At 44.7% G+C, this 25231-nt stretch carries 21 protein-coding genes; 9 read left to right on the top strand and 12 right to left on the bottom strand.

Annotation, left to right across the window (positions count from 1 at the left end):
- Positions 1 to 61 precede the first annotated feature (61 nt).
- The 8 genes from BMX56_RS24360 to BMX56_RS24330 all read right to left on the bottom strand — a co-directional run bounded on the left by BMX56_RS24360 (position 62) and on the right by BMX56_RS24330 (position 9147).
- On the bottom strand, positions 62 to 1000 hold the full coding sequence (locus tag BMX56_RS24360; protein WP_090652311.1) for a glycosyltransferase family 2 protein: 939 nt from the start codon (positions 998 to 1000) through the stop codon (positions 62 to 64).
- Positions 979 to 1815 carry a class I SAM-dependent methyltransferase gene (locus tag BMX56_RS24355; protein WP_090652310.1) on the bottom strand — a complete coding sequence of 279 codons (837 nt, stop codon included), beginning with the start codon at positions 1813 to 1815 and terminating at the stop codon, positions 979 to 981. The genes BMX56_RS24360 and BMX56_RS24355 overlap by 22 nt, the downstream gene beginning before the upstream one ends.
- A 145-nt stretch (positions 1816 to 1960) precedes the next feature.
- Positions 1961 to 2863 carry an FkbM family methyltransferase gene (locus BMX56_RS24350; RefSeq protein WP_090652309.1) on the bottom strand — a complete coding sequence of 301 codons (903 nt, stop codon included), beginning with the start codon at positions 2861 to 2863 and terminating at the stop codon, positions 1961 to 1963.
- Positions 2864 to 3091: 228 nt separating this feature from the next.
- Complete coding sequence (locus BMX56_RS24345) at positions 3092 to 4042, bottom strand: sterol desaturase family protein (protein ID WP_090652308.1); 951 nt, start codon at positions 4040 to 4042, stop codon at positions 3092 to 3094.
- Entirely contained in the window at positions 4026 to 4229 is a 204-nt protein-coding gene (locus BMX56_RS24340; RefSeq protein ID WP_090652307.1) for a hypothetical protein, read from the bottom strand. The genes BMX56_RS24345 and BMX56_RS24340 overlap by 17 nt, the downstream gene beginning before the upstream one ends.
- A 3-nt stretch (positions 4230 to 4232) precedes the next feature.
- Positions 4233 to 4400, bottom strand: coding sequence for a hypothetical protein (locus BMX56_RS30270; protein ID WP_177183903.1), 168 nt, complete (start codon positions 4398 to 4400; stop codon positions 4233 to 4235).
- 125 nt (positions 4401 to 4525) lie between these two features.
- On the bottom strand, positions 4526 to 6001 hold the full coding sequence (locus BMX56_RS24335) for a RagB/SusD family nutrient uptake outer membrane protein (RefSeq protein ID WP_090652306.1): 1476 nt from the start codon (positions 5999 to 6001) through the stop codon (positions 4526 to 4528).
- Between the two features lie 11 nt (positions 6002 to 6012).
- Positions 6013 to 9147 carry a SusC/RagA family TonB-linked outer membrane protein gene (locus BMX56_RS24330; protein WP_090652305.1) on the bottom strand — a complete coding sequence of 1045 codons (3135 nt, stop codon included), beginning with the start codon at positions 9145 to 9147 and terminating at the stop codon, positions 6013 to 6015.
- A 556-nt stretch (positions 9148 to 9703) separates the two neighbouring features.
- Here BMX56_RS24330 and BMX56_RS24325 point away from each other — a divergent pair.
- The 5 genes from BMX56_RS24325 to BMX56_RS24305 all read left to right on the top strand — a co-directional run bounded on the left by BMX56_RS24325 (position 9704) and on the right by BMX56_RS24305 (position 13214).
- Positions 9704 to 10264, top strand: a complete 561-nt coding sequence (locus BMX56_RS24325; RefSeq protein ID WP_090652304.1) for an NUDIX domain-containing protein — start codon at positions 9704 to 9706, stop codon at positions 10262 to 10264.
- Positions 10265 to 10303: 39 nt separating this feature from the next.
- A complete protein-coding gene (locus tag BMX56_RS24320) occupies positions 10304 to 11038 on the top strand; it encodes a lysophospholipid acyltransferase family protein (RefSeq protein ID WP_090652303.1) in 735 nt (244 codons plus the stop codon).
- A gap of 298 nt (positions 11039 to 11336) precedes the next feature.
- Positions 11337 to 11810, top strand: coding sequence for a ribonuclease H-like YkuK family protein (locus BMX56_RS24315; protein ID WP_090652302.1), 474 nt, complete (start codon positions 11337 to 11339; stop codon positions 11808 to 11810).
- A gap of 62 nt (positions 11811 to 11872) precedes the next feature.
- Entirely contained in the window at positions 11873 to 12709 is an 837-nt protein-coding gene (locus BMX56_RS24310; protein WP_090652301.1) for a sulfurtransferase, read from the top strand.
- Between the two features lie 40 nt (positions 12710 to 12749).
- Positions 12750 to 13214, top strand: a complete 465-nt coding sequence (locus BMX56_RS24305) for an SRPBCC family protein (RefSeq protein ID WP_090652447.1) — start codon at positions 12750 to 12752, stop codon at positions 13212 to 13214.
- 217 nt (positions 13215 to 13431) lie between these two features.
- On the opposite strand, the gene BMX56_RS24300 is transcribed toward BMX56_RS24305, so the two are convergent.
- Positions 13432 to 14211: a hypothetical protein gene (locus BMX56_RS24300; RefSeq protein WP_090652300.1), complete on the bottom strand. Its 780-nt coding sequence runs from the start codon at positions 14209 to 14211 to the stop codon at positions 13432 to 13434.
- Positions 14212 to 14309: 98 nt separating this feature from the next.
- On the bottom strand, positions 14310 to 15074 hold the full coding sequence (locus BMX56_RS24295; protein WP_090652299.1) for a putative periplasmic lipoprotein: 765 nt from the start codon (positions 15072 to 15074) through the stop codon (positions 14310 to 14312).
- Between the two features lie 1200 nt (positions 15075 to 16274).
- Here BMX56_RS24295 and BMX56_RS24285 point away from each other — a divergent pair.
- The gene (locus BMX56_RS24285) at positions 16275 to 17585 is read left to right on the top strand and encodes a hypothetical protein (RefSeq protein ID WP_090652297.1); all 1311 of its coding nucleotides are present in this window, start codon (positions 16275 to 16277) and stop codon (positions 17583 to 17585) included.
- 211 nt (positions 17586 to 17796) lie between these two features.
- A complete protein-coding gene (locus BMX56_RS24280) occupies positions 17797 to 19107 on the top strand; it encodes an NHL domain-containing protein (protein WP_090652296.1) in 1311 nt (436 codons plus the stop codon).
- A gap of 362 nt (positions 19108 to 19469) precedes the next feature.
- On the opposite strand, the gene BMX56_RS24275 is transcribed toward BMX56_RS24280, so the two are convergent.
- A complete protein-coding gene (locus BMX56_RS24275; protein ID WP_090652446.1) occupies positions 19470 to 20810 on the bottom strand; it encodes an alpha-L-fucosidase in 1341 nt (446 codons plus the stop codon).
- A 526-nt stretch (positions 20811 to 21336) separates the two neighbouring features.
- Here BMX56_RS24275 and BMX56_RS24270 point away from each other — a divergent pair.
- Positions 21337 to 23715 carry an ABC transporter permease gene (locus tag BMX56_RS24270; protein WP_090652295.1) on the top strand — a complete coding sequence of 793 codons (2379 nt, stop codon included), beginning with the start codon at positions 21337 to 21339 and terminating at the stop codon, positions 23713 to 23715.
- A gap of 284 nt (positions 23716 to 23999) precedes the next feature.
- Here BMX56_RS24270 and BMX56_RS24265 read toward each other — a convergent pair whose 3' ends face one another.
- A complete protein-coding gene (locus BMX56_RS24265; RefSeq protein ID WP_090652294.1) occupies positions 24000 to 24602 on the bottom strand; it encodes an FMN-dependent NADH-azoreductase in 603 nt (200 codons plus the stop codon).
- A 144-nt stretch (positions 24603 to 24746) separates the two neighbouring features.
- Between BMX56_RS24265 and BMX56_RS24260 the strand changes: the two genes are divergently transcribed.
- Complete coding sequence (locus tag BMX56_RS24260) at positions 24747 to 25151, top strand: winged helix-turn-helix transcriptional regulator (RefSeq protein ID WP_090652293.1); 405 nt, start codon at positions 24747 to 24749, stop codon at positions 25149 to 25151.
- Positions 25152 to 25231 lie beyond the last annotated feature (80 nt).

Genomic DNA, 25231 nt, shown 5'->3' with positions numbered 1-25231 from the left:
AGGATTAATTTTCGGTAAAAAAAACGCGAAAATATATTCAGGACAACGCCCGCGGCAAACGTCAGGGACGCAACCTTTGCTTTAGCTTGTTGTATAAGGCAGCATAAAACATGCGTTTGTATTTTAAACTAAACGGAGGTACCAAAAATATCAGGATATTTTTGGCGCTAAATAGTGGTAATTTGCTTATCCATTCGTCAATGATCCATTTGTGTTTGCTTGTTTCGGGTTTTAGCTCAAAGGTGTTTTGGATGTAATTAATTATCGTGAAATATTCTTTAATTCTCAGTATTTCATCGTTAATTGATTTTAACGAGCGGGTGCTGGTATGATGAATCCTGAAATAGTTCAGCTTTTCGGCCACATAACTAATTGCTCCCTGGTTGAGTAAATTAACCCATATCATCCAGTCGCCGGCATATTTTAGGTTGATAAACAACGCCGGGCTGATGGTTTCAAAGGCTGCCCTCTTAAAAATAACGGCGCTGGCATTAACAATAATGTTTTTGTAAGCTAGGTAATCTCTTATCTCGTCGGCGCCGTTATTTTGATAATCCTTTTCCCATTTTGTCAAATTCAATTCTTTTCCCCACCGCTCAAAATCCAGTATTGTATTTTCTTCGTTTACTACATTGCTGCCACAATAAGCTAATACGTTAGCCGTATTTGCCATCATACATGCCATCATGGTTTCAAGAAACGCCGGTTCGCAATAATCATCACTTTCGGCAATCCATATAAAAGGGGCCGTTGTGGCGGCAATTCCTTTTAACCACTGTTTAAAAGGACTCTTGCTATTGTGATCATTATAAATAATAGTATCCACCAGCGGATGATGGCGGAATTGTTCGATAATAGTACGACTATCGTCGGTTGAACAATCGTCGAGTATAACCACCTCAAAGGCAGGGTAGGTTTGATTTAATACAGATTCGATCCTCCTTTTAAGGAAAGCAGAATGATTATAGTTAGGTATAATTACCGCGACTTTGAAGTCCATTGTTTGAAAAGACTTAATGGCTTCAGCAAAAAATTACCTAAACGGTAACTGTTTGAAGCTTTAACACGGTTAATAGCATCATTGGCAACCTGCTGCCAAACATCAGCATCGGGGAAGATTGACGTGCCAATACGGGGAAGTGTGGCGTTTGACGCAATGGCGATGTTATAAACGGCCTGGAAATCGGCGGTGGATGAAACATTTTCATAATCGCCAAAAAAGTGCGTGCAACCGGCTATCACTGCGTCAGATACCACAAGTGAACCGTTGAGTATACGTTGATAATAGATATCAAGGTTTGCAAAGTATTCTTTCAGCAAATTCCTGAACTCATCAGTATAAAGTTCTTTAACATGAAAGGGGTTGTTGTAGCCGGTAGCATCCGAATAATTTTTTTTGTCGGGCGTCGAAATTATCAGTATACCGTCGGGCCGCAAAACACGCTTTATTTCGCTAAGCATTTTCTGGTGTTCGGCATGATGTTCAATGGTTTCAAAACTAACTACTACGTCTACACAGTTTTCGGGTAGTGGTATATCGTTGCATGACCCCAAATGGAAAGTCAGGTTTGAAGCATGATACTTTTTCTTTGCGTCCGATATAGCTTTTTCAGATATATCGACACCCGTAACCGATGAAGCAACTTTGGCAAGTAAATTTGAACCGTACCCCTCTCCACTTGCAACGTCCAATACTTGTTTGCCTAAACAAAGTTGCTGTGCAATGCCGTAACGATGTAAATGTTCTATCGCGGTTGATCCCGAAATAAACGTTTCCAATCTTTCGCCATCCCAGTTAGGTGTTTTTTCTGCCATCGTTCAATATTTTTTACGAATATAACATTTGGATTATTAGTCATACCGATAAAATAAATTGATCCTTAATAATCTTTTTGGGTTTGTGCCGGGAGCAGATTTTCGGAAGGCTGCCTGTCAAAGAAAGGTAAATTCAGCTTATAACTTACTCCTTAATGCCGGCTGTATCGGGCATGAATAAAACATTAGGGTGCCCAACTATCACAGTGCCAATTCTGTCAATTGTTAAAGCGCCGTTTTTGAAATCAAAATCGTATGGCAAATAGTCAAAGTTTTTCATTAATGAAATTAAGCCCTGCAAACGTTCGGTGGTTTTTCCGTCCGATCTGAAATCCGATTCAAGCACAATCAATGGTTTGTCTTTTGCTATTAAATTAGCGGCGCCTTTTATAACATTAACTTCAAAGCCCTCCACATCGCATTTAATAAAATTCACAGGTTTGATCCTGTCATTCAAAAAAGCATCTAACGTAACCAGTTTCACTTCAATTACCTTTCCCTCTTTCGATCGTACCCATGGATTATCAATAAAATTTGAGTTGCTGGTTACACTATTCATTGCTGAACTATAAATGTCATACGCATTCATATTCACAACGCCTTCGTAGTCGCCAACAGCTAAGTTGTTTAAGCTGACGTTATCGCCTGTCAAATTCAACTGCGCTATTTTGAAGGAACTGGGGTTAGGCTCAAAGGCGATCACGCTACCTGTTTTTCCTACAATTTTAGAGCCAACCATGGCTTCGAAACCATAATGCGTGCCAACATCTACAAAAGTGTCCCCTTCTTTAAGCCTGGTTAACATTAGCGCTATTATTTCGGGTTCCGAAAACCCAAAAGCTATTAATTGCCGGGATACAATTTCGTCGGTTACTACATGCATTTTATCGCCATAAAAAACCGGTACGCGCACTATTTTGTTAAGTCCCATTTTTTGCATCAAAATAGCCGGTAAAATACCAAGCCGCCTTAAATAGCAAGCAAAATCGCGTTTCTCATTATGTGCTATCCACTTAGAGAGTTTGCCCAGGTAGTCGATATTTTGCATACGTAAAAGTAAGGTTTAGCCTGAATAAATTGAGAAGCTTTACCAATTTAAAAAAGGCGTCATGCCTGGATCCCCTGCCCTGCTTTGTTTGAGGGTAAACATCGGTGTTCGAAAGAAGTAATAGCGAGAAGATAGCATATCCAATGCGAAAATCCCGGATAAAGCAATATCCGGGATTTGCAAGGTTACAATATAAAATTCGTCATTATAAAGTACAAACAAAATCGGCTACTGCGCAACCGCCACTTTCAACTCGCGCTTCAGTTCCTCAACCGGTACCCCCCGCTTTTCTTCCCTTACAAAATCGTCAGTCCTTACCACAGGGCCATTGGCTGCCAGTTCGCTGCCTTCAACTTTCGATTTAAATATCGGCCACAGTAATTGAGCGTACCATTGGTCGCCTTCATAATGAGAAATGCCATATGCTTTTGGGTATTGGCGCGAAATTAAGGCTGTACCAAAAATGATATCCCACAAAAAGAACATATTGCCAAAATTGCCTTTGTAATAACCCACACCGTCATCGGTGGTAGCCGCGTGGTGGGCGTGGTGGGTAGCCGGGGTCGAGATCACCCTTTCCAGTACCCAGGCTATGGGGTGCAGCACCTTGTATTTATAAAAAGGTTTATCCCATGGTATGCTGGAGTGGGCCAGCGTAGTAATGGTGCCTTTTATGGCTTTTACTATTACAGCCGGTACGCCCAGGCCCAGGTATACCAAGGCGGTTGTTAAATAGGTTTGCGAAAAAAAAAGGGTATAAATGGCGTTTTGCCTGCTGGCCATAGCCATACCCATGTACGATGCCGAGTGGTGGGTACGGTGAAACCTCCACAACCACGGAATTTCATGATGCAGGCGGTGGTACCAGTATTGGGTAAGGTCGTCGGCTACAGCTATGATAATAAAGCCCCAGAAAAAAGGTACCCAGCTAAAAGTTTCTTTAAGCCCGGGCAATGCCGATGGTAAAAATTTAAGCCCGAAATAGGCTACCGCCGGCCTGATGATGAGCCTTGGCAGGGTAAAGCAGGCAATATCAACCCAACGTTCGTTTTTTGGCCATTTCTTTTTATACAAGCCAAATGAAAATTCCAGTACGCCTATAAAGAATACTAAAAAAGGGAAACCATAAGTATCTAAATGGTTGTAAATGTTTTTGATAAAATTAATCGTTGCTTCCATTGCCGTCGGTATTTTTAGTGTTTACTGATTTTGTTTGTTGTGTTTTTGCAGGCTGTTTTTTATTCCACGGCCTTTGGCCTGTTATGGAAAACGTGATAAACATGGCTGCAATTGGCAGTATGTAAATGAATAGGCTCAGGACAGCATTCTTAGCTATCCGTTGCCGGGTGGCTTGTTCCATTTTCATGTTTTATGACGTTTTAGTTGGTTTAACGTTGCTTGATTTTTCGGCGGGCGGGCTGCTCAGCAATTGCCGGGTAAGGTACAGGCCGCCAAAAATGATTACAAAAGGCACCAGGGTGACAATAATGCCAACCAGTATCTTTTTTCCTAAAATTGTTACATCTGATAGTGTCATATTTTGTTTTTTTAGTGTTTAGTTTTTACTCCGTATAAAGGGCCTCACCTAAATCCTCTCCATAGGAGAGGCCTTTGAAAATCATACCGATCAGAACCCTCTCCTTTGGAGAGGGCAGGGTGAGGCTAATACCCTGGATTTTGTGTTAACTGGCTGTTCAGTAGTATCTCTGCCTGTGGTATGGGGTAAAGGTTGCACCTGGCGCTTACACCGGTTTTTGCAGGTACTTTATGCAAAGCATCAACCAGCACCGTACCGCCCTGCCTTACCAGGTCGAACCAGCGGTGCCCTTCCTGCATGAGTTCTTTGCGCCGTTCAAGGAAAATCGAATCGCGAAAAGCAGTTTGACTTAAACCTGTTGTAAGGTCGGCCACATTTGCCCGGGTACGTACTTTATTGATAGCTGTATAAGCATCGTTTGTAGGTCCGTTTAATTCATTTACTACTTCGGCATACATCAGCAACACATCGGCATAACGTAAAACCGGGTAGTTGACCCCGCTTTGTGATTGTATGGTTAGCGGCGACAGGCTGTAATCAACAAACTTGTTAAAATAGGGCGTATAGGCGTTTTTGAATACTACATACTTGCCCGTGGCCGCGTTGTAAACCGAATCATAAAAAGTTACCGCCCGGCGCGTATCTGTTTTGGCAAACAGTTTTGATACGCTGCTATCGGCAGGTACATCAATAGGGAAAGTACCGGTGTTAAACGATGTAAAGCTCTGGCTTAGATTTTGGGCGCTGTTGGCTTCGCCCAGGTTGGTTTCAAACTGAACAGAAAAAATATGTTCAGCGCCGTTTTTGGTTGCTTTTTGAAAAACATCCCTATAGTTGTTAAACAGGGCATAACCGTAACCGCCGTTAATTACCGTATTAAGTTCAGTTAGGGCTTTGCTGTATTCTTTGCGGGTTAAATAAACCTTTGCTAGCAGGGTATGCGCTGCCCCGCCGGTAGCGCGGCCAAGGTCGGTACCGCTGAATGATTTGGGCAGGCTGGTAGCATCCTTCAGGTCGCTGATGATCTGGGTATATACTTCTTCGGCAGGACTGCGTTTTACAAAAAGCTGGCTTAAATCAAGGCTGGCCGGGTTGTGCAAAACCAGTGGCACATCGCCCCAAAGCCTTACCGCGTTAAAGTATAACAGGCCACGTATAAATTTCGATTCCCTTACCAGGCGGGCGCGTAAGGCCGTATCTATCTGTACATTGGGGATGTTATCAATGGCAATATTGGCGCGGTTGATGCCGTAATAAATTTGTTGCCATACCTTTTGCACCCGGCCATTTGATGCAATGTAGGTAGCAGTGCCCAAAGCCCGTACATCGGGGTTGGTATTACTTGGGCTAAATACCTGGTTGTCGCTGGCGTTTTCAACCAGCAGGTTAAGCTGGCGGCCATAAAGCGGGAAATCGCCTGCCGGATCGCTGTTCAGTGTACCGTAAATAGCGTTTACGGCCGATGTGGCATCTGATGCTGTTTTAAAAAATTGTGAGGTTACAATTACCGATGTAGGGTTTTCATTTAGTTTATTGCACGATAACAGCGCCGTTGCTAGCGATGCGGATAGGAGGAGGATATATGTGGATAATTTTTTCATGTTGATGTATATTAAAAAGTAACCGATAAGCCCGTCAGGAAAGTGCGTACCGATGGATAGGTACCGTAATCAATTCCCTGCTTGGTGTTGTCGTTATCATAAAAGCTTACTTCGGGATCCAGCCCTTTATATTTGGTTATAGTAGCCAGGTTTTGTGCCGATACATAAACGCGAAGGTTTTTGGCATGAATTTTTGAAAGCGCCGGGCTGGTAAAGCTGTAGCCCAGCGAAGCGTTTTTAAGTTTCAGGTACGATCCGTTTTCGATATATCTGTCGGTAACCTGTGGCACCGGCGAGTTGGTAGCGCGGGCTACAGTACCGCTGGTGTTATCGGCCGTCCATCGGTTTAGCAACGCTGCCGATGCGTTATTGCTTAGCGTAGGCCGCTCCAGCGTTTGCTGCAGCAGGTTAAATACCTTGCTGCCATATGAGCCCTGGAAAAATACCGACAAATCGAAATGGCCGTAAGTAAATGTATTGGTAATGCTACCGGTAAACTTAGGCTGCGAGCTGCCAAGGCTATGCTTATCGGCAGTGGTAATTACACCATCATGATTGGTATCTACATATTTGGTATCGCCGGCTTTTTGTGGTACACCGGCCAAAACAGGCGTGCCATTGGTCAGGTCGGCGGCGGTAAGCAACCCATTGGTGTTATATCCCCAGAAAGTACCTACCGGCAAACCTACCTGCACAATTACGGGCGATAGCTGGCCGGTAGCTGCCAATGGGAAAAAGCTTTGAATGCCCTGGCCAAGGTTTAAAACCTTGTTACGGTTAAGGGCAAATACAATGTTGGTTTTCCAGCTAAAAGTTTCGCCCTTAATGTTATCGGTATTTAATGCCAGCTCGATGCCTTTATTGGATACGCTGCCCACGTTTTCGAGCGCGCTGGCATAACCGGTGTAAAGCGGCAGGGGCACGTACAACAGCAGGTCGTTTGTTTTTTTGTAATAAGCATCAAACACCAGGTTAACCCGGTTATCAAACAAGCCAATATCAAGCCCGGCATCATATTGGGTTGTGGTTTCCCATTTCAGGTTGGGGTTGGCCAGTTGTACCGGCGATACGCCGGTTACCAGCTTGCTGCCAAAATAATAGTTGGTAGGCGAGAGGGCGGCAAGCGAACTGTAGGGCGGCACTTCGGAGTTGCCGGTTTGTCCCGCGCTCAACCTTAGCTTTAAGTTGCTGATGGTATTGCCGAGCGGTTTAAAAAAATCTTCGCGGCTGGTATTCCATGAAAGGCCTGCCGACGGGAAATAGCCCCATTTGTTGCTGGCGCCCAGTTTTGACGAACCATCGGCACGGCCGGATAGGGTAACGTTGTATTTATGCAGATAAGAATAATTTACCCGGGCCAGGTAAGAGTTCAAAGTTGACTGATGTGCCGATGACGAAGGCAGGTTGGCTATGCCGGCATATGAAAGGTTATCGAACGATGTAAGATCATTTGGGAATTTTTGTGCCGATGCTACAGATGCATTGTCGCGGTTATATTGCGTAGTGTAACCTGCCAATACATTTAAAAAATGCGTTTTGTTAAAAGCATGGTCGTAAGTAAGCGTGTTTTCATTAAGCCAGCTTAGCGTATGCCCCGAACCTATAGAGGCGTAGCCGACAGCCGCATAACCGGTTGAACCGCCCGCAGGCGACCCTGTGTACGATGGTGCGTAATAATGCTGTTCGGCATTAAGTATATCAACACCTGCGGTTACTTTTAAGGTAAGGTCGGTTAATAGCTTGTATTCGCCGGCAACGTTACCCAGGATGCGGGTAAGCGTAGTGGTGTTTGTGGTAGCAGCTATATCCTGCAGGGGGTTGGTAGCCGACGCATTATAGGGGTTGGAGGTATTGTAGCTGCCATCGGGGTTTTTAATAGGCGCAACAGGCGATGTCAGGATCAGGCTGGCAAAAGCGTTGCTGAAATTGTTGCTGTTATATGAACTGCCCGCCAGCTTGTTTTCGGTAGACTGGCTACCGAATATATTGGTAGATACCTTGAATTTTTCGGATACATTCCTTTCGTAATTGGCCCGGGCCGAATATCTTTTAAAACCGGTGTTTAAAATAGTGCCCTTTTGATTAAAGTAATTGCCCGAAATAAGGTAACGCGATTTTTCATCGCCGCCCGAGATGGATAGTTCGTCATTCAATACCGGCGCGCTGCGCAGGGCCGAACTTTGCCAGTCGGACCCGGCGCCAAATGCGGCTATCTGCGCATCGGTAAAGGTTTTGGCTACACCATCGCTGATGTTGATATCGTTTACCAGCGAGGCCCACTGCCCGCCATTCAACAGGTTTAGCTTTTTAGCAACCCGCTGGGTACCGTAGTAGGTATTAAAGCTCACATTGTTTGTGCCTTTTTTACCCCGTTTGGTAGTGATGATGACCACGCCATTTGCCCCGTGCGACCCATAGATAGCCGTAGCCGAAGCATCTTTTAATACCTCGATAGATTCGATATCATTGGGGTTGATGGTTGAGAGCGCGTTTACGCTGGTACCTATGGAGCCGATGTTGGCATTATCGTTATTGTTGTACACAATAAAACCATCTATAACATACAAAGGCGCATTACCAAACGATATGGAATTCCCCCCGCGTACCCTGATGGTGGCGCTGCTGCCCGGCTGCCCCGAGTTTTGGGTTACCGCTACACCAGATACGGCGCCCTGCAGTAAATTATCAAAACCCGCCGCCGGCTGGTTCAATATGTTTTTAGGAACTGATGCGATGGAGCCGGTGATGTCGCTCTTTTTTTGGGTACCGTAACCCACTACCACCACATCGTTCAGCTGGTTTAAACTTTCGGTAAGCAAAACGGTGATGGGACTGCCGTTTGCCACTACCTCTTTGGTTTTGTAACCAATAAAACTAATAACAAGTGTATAAGGAAACTTTTGGCCGGTAATAAACGAGAAACTGCCGTTTTGTGCCGCGGCAACGGCATGCGTGGTGCCCAGGATTTTGATTATCGCGCCAGCAATGGGTTGTTTGGTAGCCGAGTCGATCACCTTGCCCTCCAGGCGCGAATTGATGGTTGGGGGCGGTTCGGTTTGGGCCTGCAACAGGGCCGGAATGGTTGGGAGAAGCAGGAGTACAAAGAACTTAAAGGATATACTTTTTGCATGGATACATATTTCCATATATTTAACTGTTTTATGTTAATGACGTTAGTTGTTAGTAAAGCGGAAGGATAAGGGCCGGTGGTGATTGGCGTTACAGCCGGCTTTTTATCCTGATGACCGGCAAGGCTTCCTTGCCGGTTTTTTTGTATAATTATTTGTTATTTGTTCATTTTAATTGCAGTTTTTTTGAATAAAACCGGATTAATCTTTTACTTTTTTGGGAGTATCCGGTAATTCTTGATAATCAATAGGAGTATTAACTGGGGAGGGTGCCTGTTAGCAACAACAGGTACAACACATTCGCGCAGCACCGGCAGGTACATGCATTGCGGGTAAAGAATGGAGATGTAAAAAAGTCTTCATTACGGTTGTTTAACAGCGCAAATATATAAATTATTTTCAATTGCTATAAAGTCTATGGTTTTTATAGTGATTGATTAAATTTTTATGAATTTGATAATTACCACTCATTAGCTGCCTGTTTTTAAATTCAAAACTCACCATTCATAACTCACTACTGGCAACTCACCATTCACCATTTGCTACTCTACCATCAAAATGCTAATTTCCACCCATGCATCACCCTGAAGATAACCCCTGGAAAATAACCTCCGAGAAATCGGTTTACGATAACCCCTGGATCAATCTTACCGAGTACCAGGTAATTAATCCATCCGGCAACCCGGGCATCTATGGCAAAGTTCATTTCAAAAACCTGGCTATAGGCGTTTTGCCATTGGATAACGAACTGAATACCTATTTGGTTGGTCAGTACCGCTTTACCGTCAATGCCTACAGCTGGGAAATGCCGGAAGGGGGAGGCCCTGAAGGAACTGATCCGCTCGAATCAGCCAAACGCGAACTTCTCGAGGAAACAGGCCTGAAAGCTGGTAACTGGACAGAGTTAATGCGGCTGCATTTAAGTAACTCGGTGAGCGATGAATTGAGTATTATATACTTAGCCCGTAACCTTACCCAACACGAAGCCGAACCGGAAGATACCGAGCAGCTCATCATCAAAAAAATCCCTTTCGCCCAAATGTATAAAATGGTTTGCAACGGCCAGATTACCGATGCCATGACCGTTGCTGCGGTGCTTAAAGTACAATTATTGCTTTCAGAAAACCTTTTGTAACCCCGCACGTTTGCAAAAAATGCCTAAATTTGGCAGTCGATGAAAAAGTTTTTAGGCTATTTTCTTACCCCCGTGGCAACGGGAGTATTTTTATTGATACTGGTTATATTTCAGCCTATTCAATGGGTGTGTTTTCGTTTTTTTGGCTATTCGGCGCACAAAAAATCGGTTGATATCCTGAACCTGTTTTTATTGCGGTCGGTTTATTTACTGGGTAATACGGTAACCTTTGTCAATAACCAAAACCTGCCGGTTGGTCGTCCTATTATATTTTTAGCTAACCACCAGGGCTTGCTGGATATACCACCCATGATCTGGTACCTGCGTAAATACCACGCCAAGTTTATCTCTAAAATCGAACTTACCAAAAACATTCCCTCCATATCCTATAATCTGAGGCATGGCGGCGGTGCTAATATCGATCGTAAAGACCAGCGTCAATCCATCACCGAAATTATGAAACTTGGTGTGCGGATGAAGGAAAATAAATGGTCGGCCGTGATATTTCCTGAAGGGACGCGCTCTACAGACGGAACAATAAAAACCTTCCAGGTAGGAGGTATAGCCACGATACTGAAAAAGTGCCCCGAGGCGTTATTGGTGCCTGTTGCCATTAAGGATTCATGGAAGATGATCCGCTATGGCCAGTACCCCCTTAATACATTTACGCCCATGAAGTGGGAAGTACTTACCCCCATTGAACCAGCCGGCCGCCCGATAGAAGAAGTGGTATTGGAAGCCGAGAACCAGATCAGGGCTGCGCTATCTTCTTAATTTGAAGATTTGAAAATTTGAGGATTTGAAAATGCAGGGGTTGAGATGTGCATATTTCAAATTGTGCCCGATGTAATATTTATTGGGTGTAGGCTGTGCGGTTTAAAATCTTCAAATTAAAACCATTCCCGTATTACATTTTCAAATCCTCAAATTTTCAAATTCTCTTCAATTGTGTTGATATTCAGCTAAATGTTAACAAATAAATCACACCATCTTTACGTTTATATGAAACGTTATCGCTTATTTTTATAGACCTATAAAATGGGTCGGCTAAAATTTACTAAAAACAATTTTTATGACCTGGAGAAAATTTAGTGGAGAGGTGATCCAAACACCCATCATGGAGGAGGTTGAAAAGGCGATTGAACGCGAAGCCGCCCTCGGCAACAAGCTCAAAGTATGTATCGGAACAGATTCGCAGGTAAAAGGTAGTGTAACTGATTTTGCTACAGTTATCGTGTTTCTGCGCGAGAAACGTGGCGCTTTTATGTTTATCCACCAGGAGCGTACCTCGCAAAAAATGACCATTAAGGAAAGGATGCTGAGCGAAGTACAAAAATCAATTGACATAGCCTACAAGCTTTGCGACCTGCTTGACCTGTATGATGTGGAACTGGAAGTACATGCCGACATTAACACCAACCCAATGTTTAAATCAAATGCCGCGCTGCACGAGGCTATGGGGTACATTTTGAGCATGGGTTTTGTATTTAAAGCCAAGCCCGAAGCTTTTGCAAGCTCATACTGCGCCAATAAAATAGTGCAGTAAAAGCCTTGAAGTAAAGGGCGTGGTATTTATATTTGGTCTTTTACTACAAGACCGAACAAACTATGGCGCCACTAATTGAAATTAACGATCCGGCCCTTGCCGGCCCGAACACCATACTTATCGACGCCCGCGCCGGTAAAGATACCCATGACCGCTACCTTGCCGGTCACCTTAAAAACGCTGCGTATGTTGACCTGGACCGCGATTTAGCTGCCCACGTTACCGACGCCTCGGAAGGCGGACGCCATCCTTTACCTCCCATTGAAGATTTTGCCGCCCTTTTGGGCCGTTTAGGTATTACGCCGGAAAGCCATGTAGTGGTTTATGATGATAAATCTGCAGCTTTTGGCGGTGCCCGCTTTTGGTGGATGCTGAAGGCAATTGGTCATAACAATGTACAGGTATTAAACGGAGGCTTACAGGCTGCCAAAGATGCCGGCATCGAGTTAAGCACTGAAGAATTTACCCCAACCCCGGTTGATACCTACCCGGTACCTGCAGCCTACACCGGCACCGTGGCCATTGGCGAAGTGGCCATTGCCGCCCATGATGCAAACCGGATTGTGATAGATGTGCGTGAAACGCCGCGCTATTTAGGCCAAACCGAGCCTTTAGATTTGATTGCCGGCCATATACCAGGCGCATTTAACCTGCCATATGTTACCAACCTGGGTACCGATGGTAAATATCTTGATGCTGATACATTGCGCAAAATTTATGATGACGCAGTAGGCGATGTTGTCCACCAGGATATCATAGTACACTGTGGATCAGGGGTTACAGCTTGTCATACCTTGCTGGGTATGGAGTATGCCGGCATTACCGGGCCGCAATTATATGTAGGGTCGTGGAGCGAATGGTCAAGACGAAAATTGCCAATTAGTACGACTACGAGATAAAAATGTATATTTACAACGATATTGTACTTGATATTTGATTGTGAAAACATACGTTTTAAAAACCGAACAAAAAATACCGACTGGATTAGATGAGGCATGGGACTTTTTTTCCTCGCCCTTAAACCTGGCTAAGATTACACCGCCCGATATGAGCTTTGTGGTAACATCTGATTATACTGCCGATACCAAAATGTATCCCGGTATGATCATTACCTACAAAATTTCGCCGGTGGCAGGTATCAAGATGAACTGGATGACAGAGATAACCCAGGTTGCTGATAAACAGTATTTTGTTGATGAACAGCGCTTTGGCCCATATGCTTTATGGCATCACCAGCATCATTTTAAAGCCATCGAAGGCGGTGTGCAAATGAATGATATTTTGCACTATGCCATACCCTACGGCTTTATAGGCACTATTGCAAACAAGGTTTTTGTGGGTAAGCAAGTGAGCAAGATTTTTGCCTATCGCGAGAAAGCCATTGAGAGGCTATTTGGGTACTAACGGTGCCCATCAGTTGCATAACAGAGTTAGCCGGGTGCTACTCATGACAACTCAAAAAACGGAAGTCATCCCGAACTTGTTTCGGGACCCCACAGGACAGGTGACCCGCATGAAGCACACTTAGCATGTGGGGTGCCGAAACAAGTTCGGCATGACATTGGGGATTAAATCGTTCCGGTGGAACAGTTATTCCCCGTTCATGATCCATTCGTAATCATTACCAGATAAACAACGGTACCAGCCAAATTGGCGAGATGTAATAAGGGTCGTAGTAGGGTTCGTAGTACTCGATAGTTTCTTCTTCAACAATGGTAGTGGTGGTAGTGCCACCGCCGCCGTAATTGTTGTTGCTATTCTGTTTTTGCTCTTCCTCCATCAGTTTAATCATCAGCTCCGATCCCTGGTTTATCATATCTACCATGGCATCTTCGCCAACATCTTCGGGCTTAATAGCGGTGTTGCAAATTTCTTCTATTTCGCCCCAGGCGGTGTCGGCCATTAAATCATTTTGCCAGCCCGATACGCTGGTATCAAACCTGTTTTCGTTGATGAACGACATAAACACAATTTCGGCCGGGTCGGCTTTTTTAAACATGGCTACGGCAATGCGCAAATCGTCAAAACGCTCATTGTCGGTAAAGTTGAACCAGTCGTCGTCGGTATCAAAGTCGAAATAGCTGCTAAAAGCAAATTCGCCTTTTTCCAGGTCGACAAACGAAAAAACGTCATAAACTTTCAGGTATTCGGTATAGCGCTTCATAAAGGTATCAAACACGCCACGTCCCTTTGAGCTTACCTTATAAACCGAACCCGAACTGATAACGTAGCCGTTGGCAACAAGCTCATGAAACAGCGGCTGTAATACGGCATCGTCGCCATAAGCGCTGCTGCTAAACTGGTGGTTGCCATTTATCATTTCGTTTAAAACGATAATTGCTTTAAACGTTTTTTTATTATCGTCAGATAAAACGGTGTTTTTTCTTAATTGGATAGCCATAATTTAAGTAAATGTGAGCCCCCGCTAAATCTCCCCCGGTAGGGGAGACTTCAGGATTCAGTCTAATTAGAATATAAAAATTAATGAGATTGAAAATATTATCGCCTGCGGCCAAAACCACCGCGGCTGCGCCCGAACCCCGATCTGCTGCCCGAACTTCTGCCGCTGCCAAAGCTGCTGCCCGAACTGCTGCTACCAAAACCACCGCTCCTTACCCGGCTGCCCGAGCTGCGGTTGCTGAACGACCTTTGCGACCTGGTTGGCTGGCTCAAACTGCTCCGGCTGCTGCTCCTCGACGACATGTACGACGAGGTAGTAGGCCTGAACGTAGTATAAGTACGTGTACGGGTATAATAATGCGGATAATATCCGTAATGGTACACCGGCACATAATAAGCATGAGGGCGCATAAAATAGCTTAAGATCAAAAAGTCGGTTAACCCGAACGACGAGTGGTAATAGTTGTTATACCCCACATAGCTTGGATTACCCTGGATATCCAGGTTGGCGGTGTTGTTATTGCCCGTTGGCTGAACGTTAATGCTGGCCACCGTTACCGATTGCGAATTGCTAACATCATCAATTACGTTTAATTTGTTGTTGTCGGCCTCCTGTACCTTCAGGTAATCAATGTTGCCATCCTTATCCAAATCAAGGTTGTTGATCTGGTTGGCGGGGTTGTTAATGGCTTTTTCAAGGGTTTGCGGGTCGGTACTGTTTTTTACAAACTGGGCAAGCTTATTTACGTCAAAACCGGCAGTGGTATTGTTTTCGATAGTAACGTTGTTTTGCTGCGGCGGGTTTTGGCTGCATGCCGAAAGACTAACCACTAAACCTGTAAGTGCAATAAATATTTTTTTCATGATAATTTTATGGGTTGTTTGCCGGCACGGCGGTTTTTTGGTTTGGGTTACGCCGGCTGGCTTTTTTTGTATTTGTTTTTTTATTTAGATGCAGGATGTAATACGATGTTACAACTTTTTTTTAATAGCGTCAAGAATTAAGTGTCGGGATTCAAGATTGTGGTAACAACGATGCAAATAAAAGACTGTCATGCTGAGAGATAAAATTTAGCGAAACTCTGGAGGGGAGGTGACATTCAAAAATAAAAGACTGTCATGCTGAGGTACGAAGGATCTATTAGCTAACTTTTCTATCGGTCATGCACAGCTGATAGATCCTTCGTACCCCAGGCCAGCGAAATAAAATATGCCATAGTCAGGAACCAGGCAATCTAATTATGCTTGATGTTTTGCAGATTACAAAATTACTTTGTAGAAGCTACTACATCGGCCCGCTCATTCGCCGTGGGAGGGCTTGTTACTTTTGAAGCCCCAAAAGTAACCAAGACCGAGCATAGCGAGATAATGAGAACCATAAAAAACAAACAATAGCGAATAATGGCCGTCAGCAGGAATGCTTCTTTGCCGCACGGGCCTTTACCCTGCAAAACGACCAAAACCTGGGCTGGATTTATTTTGCCCCGGCGCAGTCGGCCCTCACACGTGCAAAAGCATCCTATGCCCTGCCACCGCATCACCCATCATCGTTTTGGCCGTTTTCGCCCGAAGCTCCCTCTGCTGACATTTTGGGGAAAACGAGATGATTTCGGCTTCCGAAGGCGATTTTTTCAGTTCCTTCCCTCGGGAGGGGCGCTATGGAAATGTGTGCAAAGGCAGGGAGGGGTTTAATGAGCTTTTTATTTTTCGGGGAACGATTTGGCAAAAACGCTTTGTTGTTGACGTTGTTAGCATAGCGGCGATTCGACTCACCCCGACGAGGCTACGCCCGTCACCCCTCTCTCCGACTGCGTCGCATAGAGGGGCAAAAAAAACAAAAAATAAGCTCCACCCTCTTTCCGGCGCAGCCGAAGAGAGGGGTGACGGGCGTAGCCTCGACCGGGTGAGTCTTCGCCAGCGTTCAAAGCCAATGTTAAGGTAAAACCAACTACTCCATCGGGCAACACCACCAGCTTTTCCCCCCTCCGCCAATTTGCCAATCCATCAAATATTAACTATTTTACCAACGCAGTTACCTATGGTTACACATTAAAAACATTACCTGTGTTAAAATATTGCCGCCTTATCGCTACCCTGTTTTTGTTGTTTACGGGCCCGGCATTTGCCCAGGTAACCGATTTTAGCAGCATTCCTAAAAGCAATTTAGACAAGTTGTTGAAAAACGGCCAACCTGCCGAACTCGGCCACAGCCATTTCCCTTTACTCGGGGAGTACCGGGATATGCACATTTTTACCATCAACGATTCTGTTTTTGGTGCGGTGCCCTTCAGGCTGTTTGTCCCCGAAACGTATAACCCATCGGTGCCAACGCCGCTGGTGTTATTGCTGCATGGCGCTGTAGGGGCATCTCATTTTAGCGATGCCATGGGACAGCACAAAGCCACCGAGGCCGACGACGATCCCTTTATTGGCAAATTGTGTAAAACAGGCAACATCATTATTATGCCTTATGGTGATGCAACCAAAAAGTTTAGCTGGGTGGTTAACGAATGGAGGCCCGGGGATAATCTCACTTTTAAAACATTGCTCAATATCATCAATGAAGTTAAACGATCAGTAAATATCGACGATGATAAGGTTTTTGCAATGGGACATTCTGATGGGTCCGACGGGGCTTTTGCGTTAGATGTGTATAACCCCGCGCCCTTTGCAGGTTTTTTGTGTTATAATTCTATGCTGACCAATATTTTTGCCAATGATATTTACCTGCCCAATGCTACCAACCGGCCGCTGTATGCCGTTCATTCTGATCAGGACGATATACGCCCCATTGAACAGGCAAGGGCAATTATTAAAGTGCTCGATTCGTTAAAGGTAAACGTTAAATATAAGGAATACTATGGTTACCAGCACTTTGATAAACACCTGGATATAGACTATCCCAACGCCCTCGAATTTATAAAAAACACCCAACGGAACCCATACCCCCATACCGTGTTCTGGGAAACCGGCAGCCATATCTTCAATAGCTGCGATTGGCTCGTTATCAATAATTGGGACTTTGCCTTACCTGCAGCCGGGTGGCACAAATCTTATTTTGTAAACAGTTACAATAAAATAAACAAGACCTGGTACAACAGAAGCAATTACGGTTATAACCCCAGCGCCGCTATAAAAGGGACTTTCAATAACAACGTGTTTGAAATTTCCACCTCGGGGGTAACCGCTTTTGAAGTTTTAATAAGCCCGCAAATGGTTGATATAACCAAAGAAGTAAAAATAATAGTAAACGGAAAAACGGCCTTTACCGGCAAGGTGAAGGCTGATGGCAATTTTTTCAAAAAGCAATTTGCGAAAACGCACGATAGGACGGCAGTTTGGGTTGCTGCGGTGCCGGTGAGGGTGGCTATTTAGTTATTTTTTCCGCGATCTGTGTCCTCGCCAGATTTGCTCCTGTTTCGCTTTGTTGCTGTTGTTCCATAGATTTCGACTTTAAAAAGAGCAGGGAGGTTATCGTTTCAAACAGCTCCGGTTTGAAACTTATCAATGAAAAATCGCGCGTAAATGTTCAACGTGACCTCCCTGTTCCAATACGCTTTAAATTATTTTTAATCATATTTGCAATATGATTAACCTAACCTTCAATAAAAACACAATCTGGCCCGTTGTAATGATCCCCATGGTATTGTTATCGCTTACCTCCTGTAAAAAACATCGTAATGAGCCCAATGTGCCTGTTAACCCCGAAAGTGCCATTGCTATTCTATCAATCAATAAAAATTCAGGGCCATATAAAACAGTGGTTGAAATTAGCGGTCGGGGCTTTAGCGAAGATGTTTCCCGCGACAAGGTTTGGTTTAACGGTAAGGAAGCGGATATTATAGCTGCTACGGCTAATAAACTTACCGTGTCGGTTCCTTTGTCGGCCGGGATTGGTAAAGTATCGTTTGCAATAGATAATGGCAAACCGGTAGCAGGTCCGGTATTTAATTACCAGTATACGATGTTGGTAACAACACTTGCCGGTAACAATAGGTGGGATAATACAGTATTGTTTAATAGACCTGTGAACCTGGTGTCAGATAACTTCGGAAATTTAATGGTTACTGATTTCGGCAATAACATGATACTTAAAGTTGATTCGACTGGGAGGACTACCACATTTGCGGGTACAACTACCGCCGGATTTCAGGATGGGCCAGTGCAAAACGCCACTTTTTCCGCTCCTCTCGGTATTGCTTTTCACCCCGATGGGAGTCTTTATATTTCTGAATCGGGAAACAACAGTATCAGAAAGATAGATACTTATGGTATTGTCAGTACTCTTTCCGGAAAATTCGGCGCACCGCAAAGTTTGCCTTCAGCTCATTGTATGGCGTTTGATAAAGATAAAAATATGTATATCTCACAATTCATAGCAAGCACAATTTATAAGGTTACCCCTTCGGGTAGTGTAAGTTATTTTGCCGGAAGCGGCACGCAGGGCTCGAGCGATGGTGTTGGTATCGCGGCTTCCTTCGCTTATCCACACGGACTGGTGTTTGATAAGGCCGGCAACCTTTTTGTAACCGATTGGTATAATAATACAATCCGAAAAATTACGCCATCGGCACAGGTAACAACCTTCGCCGGTAGCGGTGCCATCGGTGCCGCAAATGGCAAAGGCCGGAACGCGTCGTTCAATAACCCTGACGGTATTGCCATTGATAAAAATGGAAATTTATATGTAGCCGATTCGGTTAACAATATGATCAGGATGATAGACGCCACTGGGCAGGTAACCACATATGCAGGCACAGGTGCCATAGGCAATAAGGATGGCGCACCTGATAAATCATCTTTTTCATTTCCAACAGGTGTAACGGTTGATAGTAAAGGAATGGTATATGTTGCCGACCAAGGCAATAAACTGATCCGCAAAATAGGGTTGCAGTAGATTAGCCCCCCAGTGCCCCCGCAATAGGGATGGAAATGGATACCGCCCCGGCGCCTAAGGCCCTGTGCGCGTATGAATGTACAGCCCGGGCCGCAGGCATTGCCATGAAGAAGAATCAAGAATTAAGACAAACGATAGCGTTTTTATGGCTGATCCTGGTTAAATGATCGGGGCATCGAAGTGACTTGTATTGGCCAACACCAGGCACAAATGTTTGGGTGCGCCTAATTACGCTATCAGTTTAGTGTTAACCATGATAAAATATAAAGTGTTGATTATTAAATGATTATAAAAAATATATCTGAAATGTGTTAAGTTATGTTAACCATGTTTTATGCGTTTCCCAATATCTGCATGCCGGTTTACAGCCCTCCCTGCCCATGATATAATTGCAGAGGCTTGTCTAATTGTAGTTTGATAACGGTTATGTAAGGGTCTTTATATTTGTCGGGTACCTTGATGAAAACAAGGCCCGGTACCGGGCTCCAGGAAATTTTACCAACAATTTTGGGCTGTAAATGAGCGGTTGTTCCCACTACCTGTATATCTTTAATGGTGTTTTTCAAGCCCTTCAGCATAACATTTCCCGTGGTTTGTCCCGGTAAAAAAAGGTAAATGGTTGTTGAGTCTTTTGACAGGGTGGTAGGCCCGTAAAAATGGCCCTGGGGCAAACCGGGTAGTGTTCCAAAAATGGCTTCTCCATTTTTTTTGTTCCAGGCTCCAAGCTCTTTTAAAATATTTACCTGTTCGGCGGGGATGGTTCCATCTGCTTTGGGGCCAATATCTAATAAAAGATTGCCGCCGTTACTAACCGCATCTACAAAAATGCTGATTACTTCAAAAGGCGTTTTATAATTGACATCGTCGGGATGATAACCCCAGTTGTTGTTGGTTGTCATACATAATTCCCACCAATTAAAGTTAGGGCGGCTAACCGGGAAGTTTTGTTCGGGTGTCTCGTAATCTCCATAACCTTGCAGCCGGCCGTTAATGATAGCCGCCGGATTAAGGTTTAAAATTTGTTTCCTTACTTTTTCCGATTGCCATTCGGCAGCGCTGTGTTCCCAGTCGCCATCAAACCACCACAAGTCGGGTTTATATGCTTTATTTACCTCATCAATTTGCGCTTGAAAAAAATGCTGAAAGCGTTGCCAGCGCCCGGGATCATCGGCAACTTTATACCGGCTGCTGTCTTTTAAAAAACCGGGATAATCCGGATGGCTCCAATCTATCAAAGAAAAGTAGGCGCCGCGTTTAATCCCTTCTTTATCCAAAGCATCATAAAAAGGTTTTAACACATCCCTTTTTGCAGGCGAATTATCAACCACGTTGAAATGATGCTGTTTTGTGGGCCATAGGGCAAAGCCATCATGATGCTTGGTTGTGATAACTGCGTAGCGGGCCCCGCTTTGCTTAATTAAGCCGGCCCATTCGCCGGGGTTATACCGGGAAGCCGTGAAGCCTTTTAGCTGCTCCATATAGCTTTTGTAGCTTATCTTTTTGTTATGAAAGCTCCAGCTTTCATCAACCCCATTTACCGAGTAAATGCCCCAATGAATGAAAATGCCCAATTTTGCATCGGCAAACCATTGCATTTTTTTCCGGATAGAATCGGGTGCGGTTTTTTGCTGGGCGCAAACAGTTAAGGAATACGAAAAGAAACAGACAGCAATTACAATGCGCAGTGAGTTGTATTTAGGCATAAACAAAATTTGAAAAATAAAATTTATATAACTGGCTTGATCCAAATTGAAACCGGTGGTATACCTTACCCCGATAGACATTATTGTATTCGATCGTCACAAAGGTAAACAAACCGCTAATTGAGTTTTAGTTATTGAAATCATTTATCTAAATCAAACAATAGGAAGAGTGGAGGTTGCTTCGTGCTTACCGATGACATGTTAGGTGTTATACAAACATTGGCTTTGAACGCTGGCTAATACTCACCCCGGCGGGGCTGCGCCCGCCACCCTCTCTTCACCTGCGGTGTAAAGAGGGGCTTGAACGCTTAATATCAATATATTATAAAAAAAACAAGTAATAGATTTTCAAGCCCCTCTTTCCGGCGAAGCCGAAGAGAGGGTGGCGGGCGTAGCCTCGCCGGGTGAGTCTTCGCCGATACACGATATACGTCATTTCCTCTTTCAGAAACAGCGGATTCACCACGCAGCATAACGATCTTTTAAGAAAATAACCCTATTTTAGGGTTTACAACATCTACCTACCATGCTCAAAAACTACTTTAAAACCACTTTGCGATACCTGTGGAAGAACAAGGTTTTCTCCCTTATCAACATCATAGGCCTGGCCACCGGTATTTGTGTTTGTTTTTTTGCCTTGCTGTATGTTCATTTTGAATTAAACCGCGATAGTTATAATGAAAAGGCCGATAATATTTACCGCCTGGTAACTGATGTAAAAACGCCGGTAGGTGTTAATTACGAAAGTGCATCAACCCCTATGGGGCCGGCTATCAAAGCAGCCTTCCCCGAGGTAAAAGATATGGCCAGGGTGTTTATGGACGATATGATTTTGCAAAGCAACCCCGACAACGCGGTAAAGGAAGAAGTAGCCTACGCCGATTCGTCGGCCTTTAAAATATTTTCGTGGCCGCTGCTGCGGGGCGACATCAGCCACCTGTTTAATGCCCCCTGCGATGTGGTACTATCCGAAACCGCCGCCAAAAAATACTTCGGCAACGCCGACCCTATGGGCCAAACCATGCTCATCAACGGCAAAGCCAAATGCAGGGTAACCGGTATTATGAAGGATATTCCGTACAATTCGCACCTGCGGGTTGATGTTATTTTTTCTATCTCGACCCTGGTTGATGAAAACTGGAACCACTGGACCCGCTTTGGCTTTTACACCTATCTGTTATTACAACCCGGTGCATCCGCTGCAGCTTTGCAGGCCAAGTTCCCGGCTATGGTAAGAGCCAATATGGATCAAACCGATTTTAAGTACCAGCTATCTATCGAGCCGTTAAAAAAGGTTTATTTGTATGGCAAACCGCGCGGGCACCGTACAGGCACATCGGCCAGCGGCAGCATTACCAATGTGTATATTATATCCATCATAGCGCTGCTGGTGCTGTTTATTGCCTGTTTTAATTTTATTAATCTCACTACCGCGTTCTCGTTACAAAGGGCCAAAGAAATTGGCGTGCGTAAAGTGCTTGGCGCATCAAAATACCAGCTGATGCTGCAATTTTTTATGGATGCGGTAATACTTTGTTTAATTGCATTTATCATAGCCCTGCTGTTTGCATCGTTGTTGCTGCCCTTATTTAACCAGCTAACGGGCACTATTATAGCCGATGGTATCTTTCACAATGTGCAGCATGTATTATGGCTGCTGGCGTTGGCTGTTGGGGTAGGCATATTATCCGGCGCGTACCCGGCTTTATTTTTATCGGGCTTTAAACCCATCAGTAGCCTTAAAGGCAAAACGGGCTCGTCGGGTACGGGGCTTATGTTGCGGCGGTCGTTGGTGGTGGCGCAGTTTTGTATTTCTATATTCCTTATCCTGGCTACTACCATTGTGCATATGCAGCTTAACTTTATGCAAAACCAGCAGCTGGGTTTTCAAAAAGATCATAAGCTGGTGATTGATTACCAGTTTAGCAAAAGTATCAATCAACATACCGATGGGATAAGGCAGCAACTGGCGGCAATTCCGGGCGTTGGTATGGTTAGCCTGTCGTCGTCTATTCCCGGCACGTCAAACAACCAGTTTAATACGATGATTGAGAACAGCAAAGGCGAAAAGCAACAGCAGCGGCCCGACGTTTATTTTATTGACGATGTGTTCCTGAAACAATACCATATCGACCTGATTGCCGGGCGCGGGTTTCAAAAAAACCTGGCCCTCGATTCTATGAAGGCCATGCTCATTAACCATGCCATGTTAAAAAGCCTGGGCTTCAAAAAACCGGAGGATGCCATTGGTAAACATTTTAAACAGCTTAACCATACGGGCGAGATTGTTGGCGTGATCAAAGATTTTCATAACCATTCCTTTTTAGAAACCGTGCAGCCGCTTACCATAAGGGTAGATTTCAGCCATTTAACCAATATCACTATCGATATCACATCCACAGATGTACGGTCGACCGTGCATCAACTGGAAGCCACCTGGAAAAAAATACTGCCCGATGTGCCGCTGGTATACTTTTTTGCCGATGAAGCTTACAACCAGCAATATATAGCCCAGGAACGTTTTGGCAAGCTGTTCATCTGCTTTGCCATTGTGGCCATCGTTATCTCCTGCCTTGGGTTGTTGGGCCTGTCGGCTTATAACATAGCCCAGCGCAAAAAAGAGATCAGTGTACGCAAGGTATTGGGCGCCTCGGTCATGAACATCACCCTGCTTTTATCACAGGATTTTATCCGGCTTATTGTAATTGCCCTGCTCATAGCCTCGCCCATATCCTGGCTGCTGATGCACAACTGGCTCAATAATTTTGCCTACCGTATTAATATCCCGGTTTGGGTGTTTGTTTCATCGGGCCTGGCAGCTATGTTTATCGCGTTGGTGACTATTAGTTTTCAGTCTGTTAAAGCCGCTATCGCCAATCCCGTTAGGAATTTAAAGGCGGAGTAGGGGAGCAGTTTGGGCATTTCCCCGCCGGTAGAGGCGGGGCCGCGCTTTCCGTTCATACGCGCACAAAGCCTTAACCACGGGCCGGTATCCACTGCAATCGCTAATGCGGGGGAAGAGGGGATTTTGGGAAGACGAAAGACTTTCGAAGTTTCTAAAACTTCGAAAGTCTTTCGTCTTATTACACCGGCTGGGTCACCCTCCTTTGCTAAATCATTTCAGCTCTGGATAAGGCTACCGTGGATAGCTTTGTAAGTTTTTAAGGCTACCCAATTTTCCCCCAATAGCTAATCAATTTTTATACTGTCAAGCGCTCGCTCCATAGCGTTCTCCTTTACGCCGGGAACTTTTAATCCTTCGGCACGGAACACTGTCAGGTCTGTCATCCCTAAAAACCCAAGGAATGCTTTTAAGTAGGGTGCAACAAAGTCGTTTGCTTTTCCTGGGCCTTCTGAATAAACACCTCCCGAAGACATGGCCACATAAACTTTTTTCCCGGTTACCATTCCGATAGGGCCGTTTTCCCCATATCCAAAAGTGACCCCTGGCCTGGTAACATGATCAATCCATGCCTTTAGGGCCGAGTGGATGGTATAGTTAATCAGCGGGGCGCCAATAACGATGATATCCGCAGCAAACAACTGTTTAACCAGTTCATCAGACAGGCGGATGGATTCCACGTCTTCTGACGTAAGCTGATCTTTTGGAATAAAAAATGAGCGAAGCTCGGCAGCATTTAGGTGCGGAATCCCGATATCTGCCAGGTTTAATTCTTCCAGGGTGCTGCCCTGATATTTGTCCTGAATTTTGCTTACGATGGCATTACCCAGCTTAATGCTATACGATGATGCACCCTGGATGCTTGACTTTAAATGAAGGATATGTTTCATAATAAATTTGCTTTTGTATTTACGCGGAAAGGCTTTTTCCCTCCCGGATTATCGAAAGCAAAACTATGGTTACCAGGTGGCAAAAAGTGAGTAGTTACCCAAAGGTAAGCCGTTACATCCAGGTAAGTGATTACCTTTGCATCTATGAAAGTAATTAAAAATGAGACCATTCCGGGCAAGGCAGCATGTGCGCACTCGCTTAAAAACGTGCTCGACGCGCTGTACGTTTTGAACGGAAAATGGAAGCTGCCCTTGATACTTTCGCTTGTACAATCGCCCAAGCGTTTTAAGGAAATTCAGCACGAAATTACCGGCATATCGTCCAAAGTATTAGCCAATGAACTAAAAGACCTGGAGCTGAATGATTTCATCACGCGTAACGTATACCCCAGCACCCCGGTAAGCATTATTTATGAAGCAACTGCGTACAGCCGTACTTTAAAAAACGTTTTAGCCGAGCTAAGCGCCTGGGGCGAGCAGCACCGCGAAAAAGTAAAGCAAAGCATGCGGAAACAAGCCGGGGTACAAAAACAATCGCTTATAAATTGACAGGGAGATTAAAGAAATTTTGCCGCAGGTTAATGCTCTCAACAGGGGCCCGGCGCGTAAGCCGGTGGGCAGTAATGAGC

Origin of the sequence: Mucilaginibacter sp. OK283, from assembly GCF_900110415.1 — a bacterium.
Lineage (GTDB): Bacteria > Bacteroidota > Bacteroidia > Sphingobacteriales > Sphingobacteriaceae > Mucilaginibacter.
This window is presented reverse-complemented; position numbering and strand designations above follow the sequence as displayed.

Bases quoted from the DNA above. Each gene is read 5' to 3' on its own strand.
- BMX56_RS24275 (WP_090652446.1), bottom strand. From the start codon at position 20,810: ATGCCTAAATACAACTCACTGCGCATTGTAATTGCTGTCTGTTTCTTT.
- BMX56_RS24330 (WP_090652305.1), bottom strand. From the start codon at position 9,147: ATGGAAATATGTATCCATGCAAAAAGTATATCCTTTAAGTTCTTTGTA.
- BMX56_RS24265 (WP_090652294.1), bottom strand. From the start codon at position 24,602: ATGAAACATATCCTTCATTTAAAGTCAAGCATCCAGGGTGCATCATCG.
- BMX56_RS24310 (WP_090652301.1), top strand. From the start codon at position 11,873: ATGGCGCCACTAATTGAAATTAACGATCCGGCCCTTGCCGGCCCGAAC.
- BMX56_RS24340 (WP_090652307.1), bottom strand. From the start codon at position 4,229: ATGAAAATGGAACAAGCCACCCGGCAACGGATAGCTAAGAATGCTGTC.
- BMX56_RS24280 (WP_090652296.1), top strand. From the start codon at position 17,797: ATGATTAACCTAACCTTCAATAAAAACACAATCTGGCCCGTTGTAATG.
- BMX56_RS24295 (WP_090652299.1), bottom strand. From the start codon at position 15,074: ATGAAAAAAATATTTATTGCACTTACAGGTTTAGTGGTTAGTCTTTCG.
- BMX56_RS24350 (WP_090652309.1), bottom strand. From the start codon at position 2,863: ATGCAAAATATCGACTACCTGGGCAAACTCTCTAAGTGGATAGCACAT.
- BMX56_RS24360 (WP_090652311.1), bottom strand. From the start codon at position 1,000: ATGGACTTCAAAGTCGCGGTAATTATACCTAACTATAATCATTCTGCT.
- BMX56_RS24335 (WP_090652306.1), bottom strand. From the start codon at position 6,001: ATGAAAAAATTATCCACATATATCCTCCTCCTATCCGCATCGCTAGCA.
- BMX56_RS24270 (WP_090652295.1), top strand. From the start codon at position 21,337: ATGCTCAAAAACTACTTTAAAACCACTTTGCGATACCTGTGGAAGAAC.
- BMX56_RS24345 (WP_090652308.1), bottom strand. From the start codon at position 4,042: ATGGAAGCAACGATTAATTTTATCAAAAACATTTACAACCATTTAGAT.
- BMX56_RS30270 (WP_177183903.1), bottom strand. From the start codon at position 4,400: ATGACACTATCAGATGTAACAATTTTAGGAAAAAAGATACTGGTTGGC.
- BMX56_RS24325 (WP_090652304.1), top strand. From the start codon at position 9,704: ATGCATCACCCTGAAGATAACCCCTGGAAAATAACCTCCGAGAAATCG.
- BMX56_RS24300 (WP_090652300.1), bottom strand. From the start codon at position 14,211: ATGGCTATCCAATTAAGAAAAAACACCGTTTTATCTGACGATAATAAA.
- BMX56_RS24260 (WP_090652293.1), top strand. From the start codon at position 24,747: ATGAAAGTAATTAAAAATGAGACCATTCCGGGCAAGGCAGCATGTGCG.
- BMX56_RS24315 (WP_090652302.1), top strand. From the start codon at position 11,337: ATGACCTGGAGAAAATTTAGTGGAGAGGTGATCCAAACACCCATCATG.
- BMX56_RS24320 (WP_090652303.1), top strand. From the start codon at position 10,304: ATGAAAAAGTTTTTAGGCTATTTTCTTACCCCCGTGGCAACGGGAGTA.
- BMX56_RS24355 (WP_090652310.1), bottom strand. From the start codon at position 1,815: ATGGCAGAAAAAACACCTAACTGGGATGGCGAAAGATTGGAAACGTTT.